The organism is Enterobacter cloacae complex sp. P13B (genome assembly GCF_014895915.1).
Classification (GTDB): domain Bacteria; phylum Pseudomonadota; class Gammaproteobacteria; order Enterobacterales; family Enterobacteriaceae; genus Enterobacter; species Enterobacter bugandensis.
Window position 1 is genome coordinate 1 of record NZ_JADBQN010000035.1, and the last position, 17662, is coordinate 17662.

17 protein-coding genes are annotated in these 17662 nt (G+C 57.7%); 2 read left to right on the forward strand and 15 right to left on the reverse strand.

The genetic code is table 11. The features are described from left to right. Positions 1–272 precede the first annotated feature (272 nt). Positions 273–716, forward strand: coding sequence for a homoprotocatechuate degradation operon regulator HpaR (gene hpaR, locus IM273_RS15585; RefSeq protein WP_063942918.1), 444 nt, complete (start codon positions 273–275; stop codon positions 714–716). Between the two features lies 1 nt (position 717). On the opposite strand, the gene IM273_RS15590 is transcribed toward hpaR, so the two are convergent. From IM273_RS15590 to xapA, 3 genes are read right to left on the reverse strand one after another with little or no spacing between them, the layout of a single operon-like run. Beyond that, positions 718–1617: a LysR family transcriptional regulator gene (locus IM273_RS15590; RefSeq protein WP_193030298.1), complete on the reverse strand. Its 900-nt coding sequence runs from the start codon at positions 1615–1617 to the stop codon at positions 718–720. A gap of 57 nt (positions 1618–1674) precedes the next feature. After that, positions 1675–2877 carry an MFS transporter TsgA gene (gene tsgA, locus IM273_RS15595; RefSeq protein ID WP_193051523.1) on the reverse strand — a complete coding sequence of 401 codons (1203 nt, stop codon included), beginning with the start codon at positions 2875–2877 and terminating at the stop codon, positions 1675–1677. 44 nt (positions 2878–2921) lie between these two features. Then, positions 2922–3755 carry a xanthosine phosphorylase gene (gene xapA, locus IM273_RS15600; RefSeq protein ID WP_193051522.1) on the reverse strand — a complete coding sequence of 278 codons (834 nt, stop codon included), beginning with the start codon at positions 3753–3755 and terminating at the stop codon, positions 2922–2924. A gap of 304 nt (positions 3756–4059) precedes the next feature. On the opposite strand from xapA, the gene tsr reads away from it, so the two are divergent. Continuing rightward, positions 4060–5724 (forward strand): methyl-accepting chemotaxis protein, encoded by a 1665-nt coding sequence (tsr, locus tag IM273_RS15605; protein WP_028015406.1) that lies wholly within the window; start codon positions 4060–4062, stop codon positions 5722–5724. A 90-nt stretch (positions 5725–5814) separates the two neighbouring features. Here the strand turns inward: tsr and IM273_RS15610 are convergent, their stop codons facing one another. From IM273_RS15610 to dnaT, 12 genes are all read right to left on the reverse strand, one after another. Then, complete coding sequence (locus tag IM273_RS15610) at positions 5815–6321, reverse strand: GNAT family N-acetyltransferase (protein WP_193051521.1); 507 nt, start codon at positions 6319–6321, stop codon at positions 5815–5817. Between the two features lie 29 nt (positions 6322–6350). Next, entirely contained in the window at positions 6351–6824 is a 474-nt protein-coding gene (locus IM273_RS15615; protein ID WP_028015408.1) for a hypothetical protein, read from the reverse strand. Position 6825: 1 nt separating this feature from the next. Then, positions 6826–7566: a winged helix-turn-helix domain-containing protein gene (locus IM273_RS15620; protein ID WP_193051520.1), complete on the reverse strand. Its 741-nt coding sequence runs from the start codon at positions 7564–7566 to the stop codon at positions 6826–6828. Positions 7567–7689: 123 nt separating this feature from the next. Further along, positions 7690–8646, reverse strand: coding sequence for a spore coat U domain-containing protein (locus IM273_RS15625; protein ID WP_028015410.1), 957 nt, complete (start codon positions 8644–8646; stop codon positions 7690–7692). After that, entirely contained in the window at positions 8637–10925 is a 2289-nt protein-coding gene (locus IM273_RS15630; protein ID WP_226841172.1) for a fimbria/pilus outer membrane usher protein, read from the reverse strand. The genes IM273_RS15625 and IM273_RS15630 overlap by 10 nt, the downstream gene beginning before the upstream one ends. Beyond that, positions 10846–11622 (reverse strand): molecular chaperone, encoded by a 777-nt coding sequence (locus IM273_RS15635; RefSeq protein ID WP_028015412.1) that lies wholly within the window; start codon positions 11620–11622, stop codon positions 10846–10848. The genes IM273_RS15630 and IM273_RS15635 overlap by 80 nt, the downstream gene beginning before the upstream one ends. A gap of 2 nt (positions 11623–11624) precedes the next feature. Continuing rightward, entirely contained in the window at positions 11625–12119 is a 495-nt protein-coding gene (locus tag IM273_RS15640) for a spore coat protein U domain-containing protein (RefSeq protein ID WP_028015413.1), read from the reverse strand. 178 nt (positions 12120–12297) lie between these two features. Further along, positions 12298–12936, reverse strand: a complete 639-nt coding sequence (locus tag IM273_RS15645; RefSeq protein ID WP_059357839.1) for an EAL domain-containing protein — start codon at positions 12934–12936, stop codon at positions 12298–12300. Between the two features lie 180 nt (positions 12937–13116). Further along, the gene (opgB, locus tag IM273_RS15650) at positions 13117–15408 is read right to left on the reverse strand and encodes a phosphatidylglycerol--membrane-oligosaccharide glycerophosphotransferase (RefSeq protein ID WP_193051519.1); all 2292 of its coding nucleotides are present in this window, start codon (positions 15406–15408) and stop codon (positions 13117–13119) included. A gap of 268 nt (positions 15409–15676) precedes the next feature. Then, positions 15677–16159 (reverse strand): DUF2501 domain-containing protein, encoded by a 483-nt coding sequence (locus IM273_RS15655; RefSeq protein WP_063942913.1) that lies wholly within the window; start codon positions 16157–16159, stop codon positions 15677–15679. Between the two features lie 84 nt (positions 16160–16243). Beyond that, on the reverse strand, positions 16244–16981 hold the full coding sequence (gene dnaC / locus IM273_RS15660; protein ID WP_028015417.1) for a DNA replication protein DnaC: 738 nt from the start codon (positions 16979–16981) through the stop codon (positions 16244–16246). Continuing rightward, entirely contained in the window at positions 16978–17523 is a 546-nt protein-coding gene (gene dnaT, locus IM273_RS15665) for a primosomal protein DnaT (RefSeq protein WP_028015418.1), read from the reverse strand. Before dnaT ends, dnaC begins: the two co-directional genes overlap by 4 nt. Between the last annotated feature and the right edge of the window lie 139 nt (positions 17524–17662).

Here is a 17662-nt window from a genome sequence, read left to right on the forward strand (position 1 = left end):
TTCACCTACTCCTTACCCCGACGGTCCGGGTTATGATTTCATTAATATGTTAATGATCTGGTTTTATGCTTTTGCTGTTTATTTCGCAATCAGAAGTGAAGAATTTGTGATATGAATAACAATAAATTTACATTATGGATTTTAATCCTATGTAAATCAGTTGATTAATAAAAACGAATGGTTTCTGTTAGACTTTCTGGCAGGAAACGTGTTGTTTATAAAAACATCTTTTATGAATCGTTTACTTGTTAATGATGTGAAGGGGAGAGGCTATGCATGATTCATTAACCATCGCGCTTTTGCAGGCGCGGGAAGCGGCGATGTCGTACTTCCGTCCGATTGTGAAGCGGCATAACCTCACCGAGCAGCAGTGGCGCATCGTGCGCGTGCTGGCTGAACATCCGTCGATGGATTTTCACGATCTGGCGTTTCGCACCTGTATTCTGCGCCCGAGCCTGACCGGCATTCTGACGCGCATGGAGCGCGACGGCCTGGTGCTGCGCTTAAAGCCGGTGAACGACCAGCGCAAGCTGTACGTGTCGCTGACCAAAGAGGGAAATGCGCTGTACGAGCACGCCCAGGCGCAGGTGGAAGAGGCGTATCAGCAGATTGAGGCGGAATACACCCCGGAGAAGATGAAGCAGCTGACGGCGCTGCTGGAAGAGTTCATTACCCTCGGCAATCGTCACATTGCCGCGCGCGGGGATGAGGAGTAGCTCATCCGCGTAATGCCGCGAGGACGTTGCTGAACAGCTCGGGGAGAGGGGCGTCGTACCACAGAGCGTACAGGTCGGCGGGAATCTGTTCTTCAAGCGTGACAAAGGTGACGCCGGGCCAGTGGATCAGCGCGCAGGTTTCCGGCAGCAGCGCCACTCCCGTGGCCGCGCTGACCAGCGCCAGCACCGTTTGCGGCTCAAAGACCTGCTGGGCAATCAGCGGCTGAAAGCCATGTTCCGCGCAGGCGTCGTATACCTGACGCGCGAAGTCGCCCCGGTTAAAGGAGAGTGAGATAAAGGGGCGCTGCGCCAGCTCCGCCAGCGATACGCGGCTGCGTTTCGCCAGCGGGTCGTTTTCATGCACCGCCAGGCGCATGGTTTCCCGCGAAATGAGCTGGCAGCGAATGTTGACCTCGGCGTTGGGGATGACGTTGCGGTTGATGGCGATATCAATCGTGCGGGCGCGCAACGCCTCTATTTGCTGCTGCTGAGAGAGCTCTGTCAGCGTCCAGTGGACGTTGGGGTACTGCTCGTGCAGCGTCTTAAGCCGGGTAAGCAGCGTTCCCCAGATGGCGCTGCCAATAATGCCGATGTTGATATGCTGTTTTTCACTGCGGCCAATCTGCTGAACGTAGTTGAGGGACTGTTCGGCAGCGCTCAGCAGCCGGTCGACCTCGGCCTTCAATATTTTTCCCGCGTGGGTTAACACGACCTTACGGCTCGTCCGCTCGAAAAGCTCAACCTCGAGCAGGGTTTCAAGCTCTTTAATCTGCATGCTTAGCGGCGGCTGGGAGATATTCAGCCTGGCCGCTGCGCGGCCAAAGTGCAGTTCATCGGCCAGAACCTGGAAGTAGCGTAGCATGCGCATGCGCACGCGGCTGAGGAGAGCAGAATCGTTCATGAGGATGGCTGGTAAGGGAGAGGTTGCCGCCATTGTTGCCGTCCTCTCCCTGGTCTGTCAAACCGCGCTGGCGGTTGAGTGATGCAAACGCTCGGCCCGGCTGCGCATAACCGCGCACAGCAGCACCAGAAGCAGGGCAGCGTAGGCGACGGTCGCGGCATTCACCGCACCGTGCAGGCCAAAGCGGCTGTTCACCAGCGACGATACGGTGGCGAACAGCAGCGTGCCGACGGTGCCGCAGGTCAGCAGAGCGGAGATCAGCGTTGGCGAGCTGCGGCTCACCTGCAGCGAACCGTAGCTCATGAGCCCGGAGAACAGGCCAGAGTTAAAGAAGCCAAAGCAGCCGTAGGCAATCAGGATCGCCGTAGTGCTGCCACTGTTGGCGATAAGCGCAATGGAGATCATCCCGACAACCGTGCAGATCAGCAGGAAGGTACGCAGCTTCATAAGCTTGACGGTGAACTGGTTGATGAACAGCCCGGTTGCTTTGGTGACCCAGTAAACGGTTGTAAACAGCGCTGCCTGCTCAGGCTGCATGACGAAGCGCCATTGCAGATAGCCCGGCGTCCACATGGTGAAGATGGGCTCGGCCAGCAGGAACAGAAACAGCGAAAGGCAAATCAGCCATACCGACATTCCCCAGGGTTCAGCCACCGGCGAAGACGCTTCAACGGGTGTTGCCGCTTCTGTCGTCGGAAAGCGAGCGCGCAGCACCAGAACCAGCATCAGCGCACCCAGCGCCCCCATGATGGCATACATCGCCATCCAGCTTGCGCCAAGCTTAAAAAGCCACGCCAACAGGAAGGAGAGCGTTGCCCCGGCAAGGCTAAAGAAGAAATCGGTGAAAATCAGGCTGGCAGAACGGCTTTTTTCATCGGGATTAATGCGCACCACCAGATAGCTGCCGATAGTCATGAAGATCCCGCCGCAGGCCCCCATCAGGGCGACCGCCACGCTGAACAGGGTCAGGGTCGGGTGCGTAAACAGCACGATGCTCACGACGAGGGTGAGCGCGGCGGCGATGGCCAGCGGTTTTTGCAGCCCCCATTTTTTCATCAGCAGGCCGCCGAGCATAATCGGCACAAACATGCCGATGTTCATCAGGGTAAATACCTGGCCGATAAAGCTCGGATCTTTGTTGAAGGCCGCGCACAGAGGGCCGAGGACAATCCCGAGCGTCGATACCAGCGCGCCGACAAAGTAGTAGCTGAGGTAGGATACGGCGTTCAAACTGCCGCGAGAATAGTTGTTATCAGACATGTGTATTCTCCTGACGGGCACGGATGCCCGTCTGTGGATAACGATCAGCGGTAGTGCTTCACAAACTCGCTGATGAGACGAATAAAATCATCTGTGACCATGGCAGCGCATTTCAGGGTCTGCTCATGGGAAAGTTCAACGTCGCTCAGACCTTCCGCCATGTTGGTAATCGCGGAGACGGCCAGCACGCGCAGGCCGCAGTGGCGGGCAACAATCACTTCCGGCACCACTGACATACCGACGACGTCACCGCCTATTCTTTGCATCATGCGGATCTCTGCTGCCGTTTCGAAGTTGGGGCCAGGGTAGGAGACAAACACCCCTTCATGCAGCGTCAGGCCGAGAGTTTTTGCCGTGACGTGCAGGCGTTCGCGAAGCGTCTTGTCGTAGGCATTCGCCAGGCTGAAAAAGCGTGGGCCAAAGCGTTCGTCGTTGGGACCCACCGTTGGCGTGGACGGCATGGTATTGATGTGGTCGTTCAGCGCCACCAGCGAACCCGCTGGAATGTCGGTGTTCAGGGAGCCGGCGGCGTTGGTGCAGAGCATGAAATCACATCCCAGCAGCTTAAAGGTGCGTACCGCGTGGGTCATGATGCCCATCCCGACGCCTTCGTAAAAATGCCCACGGCCCTTCATGCAGATAAGGTTGACGCCGTGCAGGCTCCCCATCACCACTTCGCCCGCATGGCCAATGACCGTACTGACCGGAAAACCGGGCAGCTTTTCGTATGAGACAACGGTTTTATTTTCCAGCCTGTCGGCTAACGCGCCGAGACCCGAGCCGAGGATCATCGCGATGCGGGGCGTAAAACCGGGTTTAGCCGCGCGCAGGATTTCAGCGGCTTCAAACGGGGAATCAGTAAAGACGGAACGGGACATAACTACTCCTTAACGGGTTATCTCCTTACATTTTCGGGTGCCGTTGATTGGGGTTCCAATATGATTGACGGGGTTATTGATATTGTTTTTATATTGATGTCGGCGGAAGGGTAGATATTTCAGTGGGTTAAGAAAAGGCGGGGCCCGCAGCGTCGCAAAATGGGGAGAAGAAATGTGATTGGCTTCACTGTGCGGGTGTGAAACGCGATTGCGCGACTTTTTTGCACGAAAAGAGTGCGTTTTTTGTAAAGTTTTCCCTTATCAGGCCGAAAATTCTGTTATCTGTCTGATGGAAAGAGAAAACATGTTAAACCGTATCAAGATTGTCACCAGCTTAATGCTGGTTTTAGCGATATTTGGCCTTTTACAACTCACATCCGGTGGTCTTTTCTTTAATGCTCTGAAGAATGACAAAGAGAATTTCACCGTCCTGCAAACCATTCGTCAGCAACAATCCACCCTTAACGGGAGCTGGGTTGCGCTGCTGCAAACCCGTAATACCCTGAACCGCGCGGGCATCCGCTACATGATGGATCAGAACAATATCGGCAGCGGCGCGACCGTTAACGATCTGATGCAGATTGCGTCTGCCTCGCTGAAACAGGCGGAAAAAAACTGGGCTGACTATGAAGCCCTGCCGCGCGACCCGCGTCAGAGCGACGCCGCTGCGCTGGAAATTAAACGTAACTACGATATCTACCACGGTGCGCTGGCTGAGCTAATTCAGCTGCTGGGGGCGGGCAAAATCAACGCCTTCTTCGACCAGCCGACCCAGAGCTACCAGGATGGATTCGAGAAGCAGTACGTGAGCTACCTGCAGCAGAACGACAAGCTGTACCAGATGGCGGTTGAAGACAGCAACAGCTCTTACACTCAGGCTATCTGGGTGCTGATCAGCGTGCTGGTTGCCGTGCTGGTGGTGATTGTGGCCGTCTGGCTGGGTATCAAGCAGGCGCTGATCTCTCCGCTGACGCGTCTCATTGACAATATCCGCCACATCGCCAGCGGCGACCTGGTGAAGCGCATCGACGTGGAAGGCTCTAACGAGATGGGCGAACTGGCCGACTCGCTGCGTCATATGCAGGGCGAGCTGGTGCGTACCGTGGGCGACGTGCGTAACGGCGCGAACGCTATTTATAGCGGCGCGAGCGAAATCGCGATGGGCAATAACGACCTCTCTTCCCGTACTGAACAGCAGGCCGCTTCCCTGGAAGAGACCGCTGCCAGCATGGAGCAGCTGACGGCGACCGTTAAGCAGAACGCCGAGAACGCCCGTCAGGCGAGCCACCTGGCGCTAAGCGCGTCTGAGACCGCGCAGAAGGGCGGCAAGGTGGTGGACAACGTGGTGCAAACCATGCGTGACATCGCAGGCAGTTCGCAGAAAATTGCCGATATCATCAGCGTGATCGACGGCATTGCCTTCCAGACCAACATCCTGGCGCTGAACGCGGCGGTAGAAGCGGCGCGTGCGGGCGAACAGGGCCGTGGATTTGCGGTGGTGGCAGGAGAAGTGCGTAACCTGGCCCAGCGCAGCGCCCAGGCGGCACGCGAGATCAAGAGCCTGATTGAAGACTCCGTGGGCCGCGTGGAAGTGGGGTCAACGCTGGTGGAAAGCGCCGGTGAAACCATGGGTGAGATCGTGAACGCGGTGACCCGCGTGACCGATATCATGGGCGAGATTGCCTCTGCGTCCGACGAGCAGAGCCGCGGTATCGACCAGGTGGGCCTGGCGGTGGCGGAGATGGATCGCGTGACCCAGCAGAACGCCTCGCTGGTGGAAGAGTCTGCCGCAGCGGCGGCGGCGCTGGAAGAGCAGGCAAGCCGTCTGACGCAGGCCGTGGCAGTGTTCCGCATTCAGCAGGAGCAGATGAAGGCGCGCGAGTTCGCTGCCGCGAAAAGCGTTGCCGCGCCGGTGATGTCGCGTAAAGTCGCGACGGCGGACGCGGGCGATAACTGGGAAACGTTCTGATCCAGCGCGTTGTGCCGGGTGGCGGCTACGCCTTACCCGGCCAACGGAAGCTTGTTGTAGGCCCGGTAAGCGAAGCGCCACCGGGCGATATCAAAGCGGCAGGCGCATGGCGCAGCGCGATTCATACGCGAAACCGTGCGCCGTCTCTTCTTCGCGTTTTTCACGCAATTCAGGCGTCAGCCTCGTCATCATTTCAAACCCCAGCCGCGCATAGAACGGCGCATTCCACGGCACGTCCCGGAACGTCGTCAGCGTCAGCGCGGTCAGCCCCCTTTTACGGGCGCAATCTGCCACGCAGGCGATGAGCTGTCTGCCAATCCCTTTTCCCTGCCAGTCCAGATCAACCGAGAGTTCGACAATAAACAGTGATGACGGGTGGGCTTCGGCAAGGACAAACCCGACGGGCTGGTCGTTTGCCAGCGCCAGCCAGCTAAGCCCGCGTTCGGCATAGTCGAGGTGTTGCTCAGCGGGAATGACCTCGCCGTCGGCAAGCCAGGCGAGTTCCGGGATGTCGCGGAATCGCCCGGCCGCCGCGCGTTCAATGGCGGACAGGGCGGCAACGTCGCTGAGGGTGGTGGGGCGAATGCGAATAGTCATGGCGGCAAGTATAGCCTGACCCGTCGACATTATTCCGAGCAGATCAGCACCGGCGAATAAAAATTGCTGATCACCAGCGCGTCTTCCGGTGTGCGCTCTATCGTCAGAAGCCTTTTATTGCCCAGCGTCAGGCCGGCAACGTATTTTTCAAAGACCCCGGGCGGCATCGCGTCATGGCTAAAGCGCTCCACTTTTTGAATGACGATCTCATACAGTTCGTCCTCCACGTGACGCCATTTAAACATCTCCTGGCGAGAAACCTCCCAGCTGCGCGGGGCATTCACCACGTTGCCGTTAACCGTGATGTACCCCGTTTTGTCGGGGTGAAAGCGCATAATGACCTCACCGTCAAAGGTGAAATTGTGGCTGTCGCGCTCGTCGGTAAACGTCAGGTTTCCGTCGCAGGCTACCGACAGCGGAGGCGTGTGAAAATACCACGCCAGCGCTGTGCCCAGCAGCAGCAGGTTGAGGATCAGGATTAGCCAAACTTTTTTCTGTCTCATATCACCACTCGTAATAGTAAAGCGTACGACAGGCGCTGGCTTTACCCCGCGTGAGGGAGCATTGGGAGAGCACCAGCCGCCCTTCGTGGCCGTAGAAAAGCGTTCTCTGAATGTGCATGTAGAAAATCGAATTTTTCAGGCACGGAAGGTGACCGTCCTTTTGAAGCGTTTGCGCGAGCGTAATCGCCTTCCCGTGAAACACGTCCGCCAGCGGCGTAAAGGTGTAAACCGGACAGGTGCCGATATGCGTCAGCAGATGGATCTCCCGCTGCGGTGCGTCTGGCTTGATGAGCGCGATCCAGATGCTTAGCGCAACGACGACCAGCGTGAGCGCGCCGCAGAACAGCCATTCCGGGCGAACGCGCCATGCAGGTTTCACCGTTTTGGCGATCGGGGGGGCCTCCTCCAGCGGAGTGACCGTGACGTCTGTGCTGAGCATAAAGCCCGTTTTCGGTACGGTAACGATAAACAGCGCGTCGGGAAGCAGGGTCGCCAGCATCTTGCGCAGAATGCTGATGTACTGGTTTAAGGAGTTGTTAGACCCCTGGAGCCCTCGCCGATCCCAGACTTCCTGGAGAAAGGTTTCCCGTTCGACCACGTTCCCATGATGCTGAACCAGCAGCCTCATGATGGTATTGGCTGTGCAGGTGAGGAGCTGCGCATCCTCATCCGGCGCATTGATAAGAGAAACAGAGCCGTCCTCGTCGTTATAGACGATGGCGTCAGCAAGCAGGTATTTCATAAGTTGTTGTAATAAAAACAGAGATAATGAATGAAAAAAGGCTTACGCCCTCAAGGCTGCATTGCTGGCTATTTTAACGCCACTGTTACCGATAACATTGATCCAGACAGGTTTTTGGGTGATTTAATAAGTCAGCGTGATAATCACGTCATCAATAAACTCCCCGGTGCCGATTAGCGGCTGTGCCGGGACCTCGCCGTAAACGGTGTAGTTCTGGGTGCCGCCTGCAGGGTTGGTGACCTGCAGCGCATCGCCGCTGCTTTGATCTCCCCAGCGTTGCGTGGCCGCCTCATCCTGCCAGAGACCGTAGCGCAGGCAATGACCCTCGCTGTTGCAGAGCTGCCGCTGGTTACCGCTGGCATGGTTGCCTTTTCCCATGGCAAGGGTGAACGCGGTTCCGGCCGGACAGCGCGTGGTGAGGGTGGCGGAGGATCGCGTCGGGCTCAGGGTAGCGGTGCTGGTCAGCGTGCCGAAGTTAAGCGGCGTCACGCGCTCGATGTAGCACCCCTGGCTGATTTCGGCCTGCGCGCTGGTGCCGCCCTGCACCTGCTGCCCCTCTGCGGAACCGTCCGAGCAGTTTTGCAGCGCGTCCTGGCGCAGGGCGCTGTGCCAGGCGATGCGCAGATTCATGTTGTAGTTGTAATAGTGGTAGGCCGGAAGCTGGCTTTGCCCTGGCGGAATGGTAGCGATAAGCGGAAAGGTACCGCTGACGTTGGCATTGCTTTCCGCGGCGAGGGTCTGCTGAATCAGGTTCCCGTTGCTGGCAGGCCCCAGCTCCTGAGAGCGCGCTGCGCCGTTAAGCAGGCGGAAGAGGAGGGTGTACTGTTTCCCCTCCTGATCTCCCTGGGAGATCATCTCAAAGGGCGGGGCGTCTACGCTGCTCAGGCAGACGTTAATATATTCCGTCCTGCCCTCGTTGTCGGCCTGGCAGCTAAATTTGACCTCGGTGTTGACGGAGGTGGTATTGCCCGCCACGACGTTGCCAAAGTTAATGGCGGGCATGGAGGTTATCCAGCAGGCTGCCGCCATCGCCTTCACGGACAGGACGAGCAGCAATAATAACGGCGCTCTTAATGACACAGTTGTTCTCCGATATTCTGTATAGATGACGCGGTACGGGGCGCCGGAAGCGTGACCCGGCACTCTCCCTCACCGGTCTTCACCACCAGTTCGCCCGGCAGGGGCGGATCTTCAAGCCAGATAAAGCCGTCGCGTCCTACGATGGTGGCACCCTGCGGCGTTGACACGATGCTGCCCAGCGGGAGCGGCCTGCGGCGGCTGTCGACCAGCCGGGCCTGAACCGTGACGGCGTGATGGACGTTAAACTCGACTTTCACCGCGCTGCTGTTGCCCGGTCTGGCATGCATGTCGGTAACAGGGGCGATCACATCGGCGGGCAGATCGAGCGGGTTAATGCTGACTTTGCTGTTGTGGTAGCGCGGCAGGTCGGTTAGCAGGAGATAACCGTCTTCATCCGTTTCACCGGCCGGGCGGTTTTCCAGCATTACCGGTACGTGCCCAATGCCGTGGGTGGACACCAGCGCCATGCCCTGCTGGATGTAGCGCAGCGGGTACAGGCTGCCGTCCAGCAGCGTCAGGCTGCCTTCGGCGGAGGCGTACTGGTTGCCCTGGTTGGCACCTTGCTGCAGCCCAACGTGCCATTCGCCCGCTCGGCCCAGGTAGCCGAGGTCCGCATATCTTTCACGTCGTTCGCCGAAGCCCTGGCCCAGCTCCCATGACCAGCCGCCGGCCTCATCGTCCGGCTGGTGGCGGTAATCCATGCGCGGCGTATCCCGGCTGACCTGAGCGGAGAGCGTGTCCTCGCGACCCAATGGGACGGAAAGCAGCAACTGAACGTGGCTCGACGCGTCCGTAAACGAGCGGGTGTAGCTCAGCGTGGTGGAGATGTGTGCCGGCAGCGATACCGACCAGGAGGCGTTGAGGTAACGCTCTGTGCTGCCCTGAATGTTCTGCTGTACCCAGCCCGCGCCCACGGTACCGAAGTGGGGGATGGACTGGCTTACCCAAACGCTGTCGCTGCGTCTGACGGGCGCGGCACCGCTCATGCGGGCGTTGTCGGCGAAATCCACCTCGGTACGGACGGTGCTGGCAGAAATGCTCGTTCCCCTGCCGTTCCACTGCCAGCCAAGGCCCCACTGAACGCCCTGACCGTAAGGGCTGTCGCTCACGGCAACGTGCTTGCTGACCACCCCCACGGCGGGAGAGACCAGCCAGTCAGTGCCCATACCCACGTTGCGCAGCCTGCGCTGCTGTTCCGTATGCAGCGCTAGCGTCAGGCTATTATTCACCCCATAGCGCCAGCCCGCGTCCAGCAGCGGCGAGGCGGCATAGTCGTCGGAGCGCAGGGCGTAGTTTTCGCGCATCCAGCCGATGTCCAGCGAACCGCTGCTGAACCCTTCCGCCAGCATGCCCGGCGCGCCGTAGAGGTCGAGCTGTACGGTGCGACGCTGGCCGTTGATATCGGTAATGACCACCTCCGCCTGTCCGCTTCCGGTGAAGGAGGGCAGGGTATCCAGTAGAAAGTCTCCCGGCGTGACGCGCTGGCTGCTCTGCTTAAGGCCGTCGATATACAAATCGACCGTGGAAGGCAGCACGGCCGTGTCGCTGTAGCGGCTGCGCGGTTCGGTATTGAGCTGGGGATTGAGCTCAAAGTTACGTGCCCAGTGCAGCCCGCCAAAGCGTACCTGTCGGCTCCAGCCGGTGCCGGTGGTGACGCTGTCGCCCAGCGCCAGCGTGGTCAGCGAGTCGGTGTTGTCCCACTGCCAGCGGGTTTCGAGACGCGTATGGGTCGGTCGACCGGCGCTGTTTTCCTCCCCGACATGGCTTGAAAAACTGCTGCTGAACGTTCCGGGTAGCCCACCGGACGCGGTCAGCATGGTCTGGGCGTTAAGCTGGCGCTTCCCTTGCACGTCGCTGGCGTAGAGCGCATATCCGAGCGTATAGGCGTTGACGGGCTGCGCATCAGGATAGCGGTACATCGGCGTGGGCCTTGAGACGGTCAGATGCTGCTGGCCCTCGAGCGCGTCTGCCTCTGCGGTAATCGACACCTGCTGGGACAGCACGTCGAGATTGACGTTCAGGCCCGGCAGGGAGGTCAGCTCAACCCACTCTGCGCGATCGTCCGGGGCGTGAAGCCCCAGCTTTTTCATGTCGCTGCGGCTTATCCATAGCGCATTATCCACCACCCGGCAGGCCCATAGCTCGCCTCGCGGGGCGTGGTTCACGGTAATGGCCAGCCATTGCACGGTGTCGGCGGGCTCAGTCCGGGCTGACAGCATGAGCGGTAGCCAAAACAGGAGCGCGAGAAGCGAGCGGGCGCAGGGGTATCTGGCTGGCATGATGGTCATCATTAAGATAGACGCGCAGCGAGCTGAGCGCGTGACGTGTGGGCTGCTTGAGCGATAAAAGGGCGGTTTGTCCCGGGAGCACATAGCCCGCCAGGCCTTTAATCGACCCGACAACCTTCCCATCGGCCGTCAGGGCCTCAAGGTGGCTCAGGCGGATGTGGCGGTTTCCGGCGTTAAAGCAGCGGAGAGTGGCCGGTATGTCTGCCTGCTCACAGCTCAGGGCATCGTGGCTGACGGGCGCGCTCTGGCTCCCGGCAATAAACACCGGAATCGAGTAGCGCAGCAGGAAGTGTACCGCGGAGGGGTTGGCGGCACGGGACGCGGCGTCCGGCAGTTCGTCAATAACCAGCCGGTAACTTTGCTCCTGCGCACGGATGCCGGGCTGCATGACGATAATGCGCACCAGTTGCTGCTGGCCCGGCGCCAGTGAAGTCATCGCCGGGCTGGTGACCACCTCCCCGGTGGACACCAGCACATCTTTACCGTTTTTTTGCGTCCATTCGTATACCCGAATCTGCGCATTGATGGCCGCTTTCCCACTGTTTGTGAGATAGACCGCCGCCGCCCGCTGGTCGCTCTGCAGATCGAGCGTTACCGGGGCCACCTGAAGCGTGGCGGCCAGCGCGTAGCGCGACAGCAGCGCCAGCATCATGAGCCACAAAATGAAGCAGGGAAGGTAGCGACGCACGATCAGTACTCCAGTTTTAACGTGATATCGTCGCTGTAGTTCCCTGCCTGGGCGGTTGTCAGCGCCCCGGCGTCAATGACGCCATACAGCGTTTCTTCCTGTTCCGCACCGTTGCCGGTATCGTCCAGACCAGTCGTCTCGTTAATTTGCTTCTGTTTGCCTTCGTCAGCAAAGAGTTTCCACGCAATCTTCTGCGCCCCGGTTTCGCCGTTTTCCGGCTTCAGCCAGAAGGTGCCGCTTTCGCCGTCGGGGCTGGTGGCGGTGAGGGTGAACGGCGTGCCGTTGGTACAGACGATATCGACCTGCGTTTTGGCCAGGATTTCGCTCGACTCATCGGAGCCGTGACGCGAGAAGTTGAGGTCGTTGGCTTTGAGGGTGCACGACTTCACGACCTCAAGTGATACGTGCATCGTCGCGCTTGCGGTACTGTCTGCGGCGATCGCAGCAGCAGGAAGCAGGAGAGCGGAACAACATACAGCGGTGGGAATAATTTTCATGATCTTATTTCCTGACGTGAGTAACAGTGCAATTACAAAGCGAATGACTGAGCGTCCAGCAGGCAGCGTTTTTGATGGCATTCTGCCAGGGTATGGCAGCAAAAGGTGGGGCAAGGCCATAAGCAGGCGTTGCCGCGCAGAACGATGACCCGATCGCCAGCATTCAAAATGAAAGGGGTCATTTTCTCCCCCACAGATAGCCCTGGCCGTAATCGGCCGCGCTCGCGCAGGCCAGCGCGAAATCACCCGCGGTTTCGATGCCTTCGATCAGCACCTTGCTGGCGACGCGCTTGCACTCGCGGGTGAGATGCAGAAACTTCGCCTGCTCGGTCCGTCCGTTCCAGAAGGTATGTTTGTCAATTTTGATGCCGCAGAAGCGGATCTGGCTGGTCAGCAGGTCGGGAAGTAGGTCTTCGCAGACATCGTCTGCCCACACTTCTATCCCCCACTGATGGAGCGTCGCGATGCATTTCCTCAGCGCCTGGCTTTGCGTATCGTCGAGTTGGACCATCGTATGGAGATCGGTGATCTCGATAGCAAGTTTCTCCGGGCACGGGGTTTCTTCTTTTAGCCTGTCGAGGAAGTCCGTTTCCAGCAGTAAATCCGATGCTGCATTGAGGTAATACTTGTCGCCATCCTTGCAAAACATGGCGTGACGAAGCTGCACAAAGAAGTGCGCTTTACGCTGCGTCGCCGACAGCGAGCCAAAGTAATCTTCAAGATTGACGTTGGGCTTTGCCGTGGACAATACCTCCCAGGCAATCACATTTTCACTGCGCAGTGCCCGGATGGATTCGAACTTATAGCCGGTTAGCATGATAAACGTGCGTAACGCTCCGTGGTGATTTCAGGAGCTTGGAATTTTACGGATCTGGATTTTGGCGGGATATTTATAGATAAAAATGGCTTATATAAAGTGTTTTAATCTAATTTATAAGAATATTATAGGATTATTTATTTTCATAAGCGCCCGGCAGAACGCCGGGCGCGACGCGTCTTAACCCGCCTTGCTGACGATTTTGATTTCGACCATGCCGATTCCAAGCTCGCGGGGTGAGTGCCCAAGGATATTCCCTTCATTCGTGGACTGCGGGTCCGGCGGTACGATCACCAGGGTATTACTGCGCGAAGGATTCTCAAAGTGCAGCGTGTGCGTGCTCACGTCGTTTCCAAGCGTTAACGTCTGCTCCTGATCTCCCACGCGAACGGGGACGGGCTTGTTGGCATTGGGTCCATAAGCCCTGGCGGTGATCACCAGGTCGAACTGTTCCGGCAGCGGATGGGTGTACTCGATTTTCACCTCGTTGCCCAGCTGCGCGTTTGACCAGCGTCCCCACGACTCCGGACGGGAGATGCCGCTAAACTGCTTCACCTCTTCGGGCGCGCCGGCCACGTTAAAGATAAAGCTGTCCGCTTTATAGCGGATGTCGTTGTCGACGATTTTCAGCATGTCGATGTTGTGCTGATAGCGAGCCGTATCAATCACCGTATCTTTAAAGGCGGTTTTGCCTTTCCACTGGGCTTTGTCGACATGCTGCACGGTTTGCTCCCCGCCAAGCTGGCCCTGAGAGACGCACCAGTCCGTAGAGAGCGCCAGCGGCTGCGACCAGAGCTGACCCATTTTGTAACACCGGTCAATCCAGACGAAGTTATCGCGAGGGGCGAAATCGGCCAGCTGGAAGCGCAGCGGCGCGGAATACTCGCTTTCCGGCAGCGGTTCGACGCGACTATCCGACACGCGCACCAGCAGCGGCAGGCGGAAATTGCTGCCGGAGAAGGCAACGGTGTTTTTATCCCGATCGACGGTGAAGTCTTTCATCTCTTTCGGGAAATTCCACAGGCGGATGATGTCGGGCTTCCAGGCGAGGATTTTCTCCTTCATGTTGAGGAACACTTCCGACAGGGATTGCCCCGACAGCGTGCTGCGCCCGAGGCCAATAAAGTTGTCGCCCCCCAGAATGTCCAGCACGGTTGCGCCGTTATCCATGGAGTTGCGTTTGGTGGCGATTAACTCCTGCTGCGGCTGGTCGCCGCGCAGCACGAAGAACAGGTTGCTGCGATCCTGCTTGCTGAGCTGGTCCCACGCGCTGTTTTTCATCGCCAGATGGTCAGACGATACGACGATGACGGTGTTTTTAAACCAGGGCGAGGCTTTGATTTTCTCGACCAGCGCGGCGATGTGCTCCTGGCTACAGGTCACCGCACTGAAAGACTTGTTGTTTTTGCCGTCCACGTCATAGCTTTTTCGCTTACAGGTGCGCGAGACGAACCCGTCCGGATGGTGCGTATCTACCGTCAGCGCAAAGAGAGAAAAACGCTTCCCGGCGCGGGAAAGTTCCTCGAATTTCTTCCAGGTTTCGTCCAGCACCGTATCGTCATAGAAGCCCCAGTCGTTGCGGTAGGTGGGATCGGCAACCGTCGTTTTTAACTCTTCTGAGCCATACAGGTGGTCAAAACCGTGGGATTTCAGGAACACATCTTTTCCGGCAAAGCGCAGGTTTGCTCCCTGCATAAAGTAGTTTTCATAGCCGGAGTTTTTCAGGATATCGCCCAGGCAAATATTCTGCGGGAAGAACGTCGACATCGAGGCGGAGGCGTTGCCTTCAAAAGGTGCGAACAGCGGGATACCGCACTGGGAGGCCACCATCCCGGCGATAGTGTAATCCGTGCCGGGTAACTGCATGGTGTGGCTGAAATCGAGACATTCGTTTTTCAGCGCGCCCAGTTCCGGCGTGAGGTTCGGAAACGCATCGTTATCAAAGTAGGTGCGCTCCAGGCTTTCACCGTAGATGTAGACCAGGTTGAGCTTCGGGTTGGCGATCGTTTTCGACGGCTCTTTATAGTAGGCCACGAAGTCCGGATCGCCGTCGCGCGACTGGGATTTTACAAGCTCGGTGATCTGATGAAACGCGGGGCTGGCGTCAACGGAGGCCAGCGCCAGGAAAAGCGCCAGCAGGCTGTAGCCATGATGGTGAGGAAGATGGCGACGGCGGCGCAGCACCCAGGCGAGCGCGCCGAAAATCGTCACCAGCGCCACGATCAGTCCCAGCCCCGGAAGGATGTATTTACCTACTCCCGCGCCCGTCAGGCTGTTCGTCAGGGTGTAGAGCACAGCATCGTTAATGCCGTCGCCGGTGAAGTAATCGCTGGCGTATAAGGTAATGTTTAAAACGATAAAAATGCCGAGCACCACCAGCGTGGCGATAAACCACCAGGTGTTACGGCCGGCTTTCCAGGCATAAACGCCGACGGAAGCCAGAAAAAGGATAAGAGAGATGAATTCTGACAACAGCATATCCTCATGACGCCAGGTGCTTCGCTGGCTAACTGTTTATTTTTGGTAAGACAATGTAATGGCGATGTCGTTTAGCTGCAATTTTAGTGTCACGAAAGTGTGCTGTTGTTAGGATTTGGTTTATAAAATCGTTTTTATGAGGATGGTCGCATCCTGACAAACGGACGCTGAGACGGTGGCAGGTAGGAAAAACGCTCGTTTAACGCCGCGATGCAAGCCTATCGCATTAAACGCGGCGTGTTGTGGCAGAAAATGGGGCAGATCAGGAGATGAAATTAACGCCTTGTTTCAGCACCAGATCGCAGGCTTTGGTTTTCACCTTTTTTGCCAGGGCGGAGTTGCCGAGGGTGCTCAGATTCAGCTGTTGGCCGTTTTGCGCGTTAAGCAGGCCCTGAATGCCGTCCATATAGCTGGTATCCGCTTTTTGCTCCTGCGTGTCGAGACCCAGTTTACCCAGCACCTGGTTTTTCACGTTTTGCGCGTCGGTCACCGAGGCCAGCTTTTGCTTAGCGCAATATTCCAGAATCCCCGCCGCGTTGTTCATCGTGCCCGCGCTCAGGCTCTGGGAACTGTTGCTCAGCAGGCTGGTGAGAGAAGAGGCCGAGAGCCCGCCCTGGGCGCTGCTGCTCTCTTTGGTCAGCTCATTCGCGGCGCTTGACAGGGACTCCTGCCACGAAGCCGCTTGTGCTGCGCCGGTAACCAGCAGCGCGCCTAAAAAGGTGCTGATAAGAATCTGTTTTTTCATAATGGCTTTCTCAAAAAGGTCCGTTTTGGGCCGGAAGGGGTTCCAGTATATACCTGCGCCCTGCTGGCGATTCCTGGAACTGTCTTAATACTCTTTGCCGGTGACGCGGCTGCGGTAACTGTCCCAGTCGAAGATGACATACAGACTGTTGCCCAGCTTCATGCGGTCCATGACGCGTTCGCCCAGTAAGCGGGTCATCTCGTCAATGTTGTGGTTCGTCAGCATCCCGGTGGGACGTTTTGACGAAGAGCGGCGATCGACTATCTGGTTAATGATGACCTTTTCATAACGGGATTCGGTCTGAACGCCAATCTCGTCGATGACCAGTAGATCGACATTGCTCAGATCGTTAAGAAGCTGCTCTTCGCTGGTTTCACGGTTGCTGAAGGTGTCTTTCATGGCGGACATGATATCGGCCACGGTGATAATGAGGACCGATTTACCGCGCAGAAGCAGTTCGTTGCAGATGGCGGCCGCGAGGTGGTTTTTACCTGTGCCCGGCTTGCCGCTAAAAATGAAGCTGGCGATATTGCCGTCAAATTCATCCACGTACTGACGCGCGGCGGCAAGCGCGTTCATCTGCCCGCTGGTCTCAATTTTATAGTTATCAAACGAGCAGTTCTGATGCAGGGGACGAATACCGGAGCGGTTAAAGGTGCGCTGCATTTTCATCGCCCGGTTTTCGCGGGCGAGCGCGGCGGCACGAATTTTACCTTGCTCCTTTTGCCACGCCAGCAGCTCTTCACCCGTGGTGAAGGCGGGCTTCACGTTGGCTGGCATCATTTTTTGCAGACGTTTCATCAGGTCGCCGACGTTCTTCATTTCGCACCTCGGAATCCACTCGGGATCTGTTTATCCGGTTCTGAAAACGTGTTGATATCGCGCTTAGGCTGGCCATTGTTACTGGCGCGGGTAATTTGAAGATGACGCGCGAGCTTTTGCTGCCACTGAATGTGGGTGAACACTTTGCCTTCCGCCTGCCACCAGGCGATAAACGCGGCGAGCTCTTCCGCGGTGGCTGGCTGAGTTAACGCAATGCCCCACAATGCTGCCTGCCGCTGAAAATCTGCGTCAGGCTGCCAGCCCGCGTACAGGACAAATTTGCCCATCGGAACGGTTAGCGGGGTATTAACCGGTTCTTCAAAAAACTGGTTATCCAGCGTGACGTCGCTTGCCGGACGTGACATCTGCGCTTCGATCTCCAGAAGCTGCGCCAGACGTTCCGGCGTGATTGCGTAAAACGCCGGCGCGTTGTCGGCAAAAACCGCAACCGTGCCACCTTCGGCGTGGGTCAACACACCGCGTGGGTCGCGCATAAAGGCATCAATGCCAGCAATGCTGGTGGTCAGAATTCTGGAGGACATAACGCTTACTCAACTGATTACTACGGGCGTGATATGGGCTTATGGTAGCACAGAGAGGGGAGGGGATGGAGGGGATTTCCCCGGTGGCGCTGCGCTTACCGGGGCTACAATCGTAGGCCTGAAAAGCGCAGCGCCATCA

What these genes read in the sequence shown, in the direction of transcription:
- hpaR (WP_063942918.1), top strand. Translation starts at nt 273, where the DNA reads ATGCATGATTCATTAACCATCGCGCTTTTGCAGGCGCGGGAAGCGGCG.
- IM273_RS15590 (WP_193030298.1), bottom strand. Translation starts at nt 1,617, where the DNA reads ATGAACGATTCTGCTCTCCTCAGCCGCGTGCGCATGCGCATGCTACGC.
- tsgA (WP_193051523.1), bottom strand. Translation starts at nt 2,877, where the DNA reads ATGTCTGATAACAACTATTCTCGCGGCAGTTTGAACGCCGTATCCTAC.
- xapA (WP_193051522.1), bottom strand. Translation starts at nt 3,755, where the DNA reads ATGTCCCGTTCCGTCTTTACTGATTCCCCGTTTGAAGCCGCTGAAATC.
- tsr (WP_028015406.1), top strand. Translation starts at nt 4,060, where the DNA reads ATGTTAAACCGTATCAAGATTGTCACCAGCTTAATGCTGGTTTTAGCG.
- IM273_RS15610 (WP_193051521.1), bottom strand. Translation starts at nt 6,321, where the DNA reads ATGACTATTCGCATTCGCCCCACCACCCTCAGCGACGTTGCCGCCCTG.
- IM273_RS15615 (WP_028015408.1), bottom strand. Translation starts at nt 6,824, where the DNA reads ATGAGACAGAAAAAAGTTTGGCTAATCCTGATCCTCAACCTGCTGCTG.
- IM273_RS15620 (WP_193051520.1), bottom strand. Translation starts at nt 7,566, where the DNA reads ATGAAATACCTGCTTGCTGACGCCATCGTCTATAACGACGAGGACGGC.
- IM273_RS15630 (WP_226841172.1), bottom strand. Translation starts at nt 10,925, where the DNA reads ATGCCAGCCAGATACCCCTGCGCCCGCTCGCTTCTCGCGCTCCTGTTT.
- IM273_RS15640 (WP_028015413.1), bottom strand. Translation starts at nt 12,119, where the DNA reads ATGAAAATTATTCCCACCGCTGTATGTTGTTCCGCTCTCCTGCTTCCT.
- IM273_RS15645 (WP_059357839.1), bottom strand. Translation starts at nt 12,936, where the DNA reads ATGCTAACCGGCTATAAGTTCGAATCCATCCGGGCACTGCGCAGTGAA.
- IM273_RS15655 (WP_063942913.1), bottom strand. Translation starts at nt 16,159, where the DNA reads ATGAAAAAACAGATTCTTATCAGCACCTTTTTAGGCGCGCTGCTGGTT.
- dnaC (WP_028015417.1), bottom strand. Translation starts at nt 16,981, where the DNA reads ATGAAGAACGTCGGCGACCTGATGAAACGTCTGCAAAAAATGATGCCA.
- dnaT (WP_028015418.1), bottom strand. Translation starts at nt 17,523, where the DNA reads ATGTCCTCCAGAATTCTGACCACCAGCATTGCTGGCATTGATGCCTTT.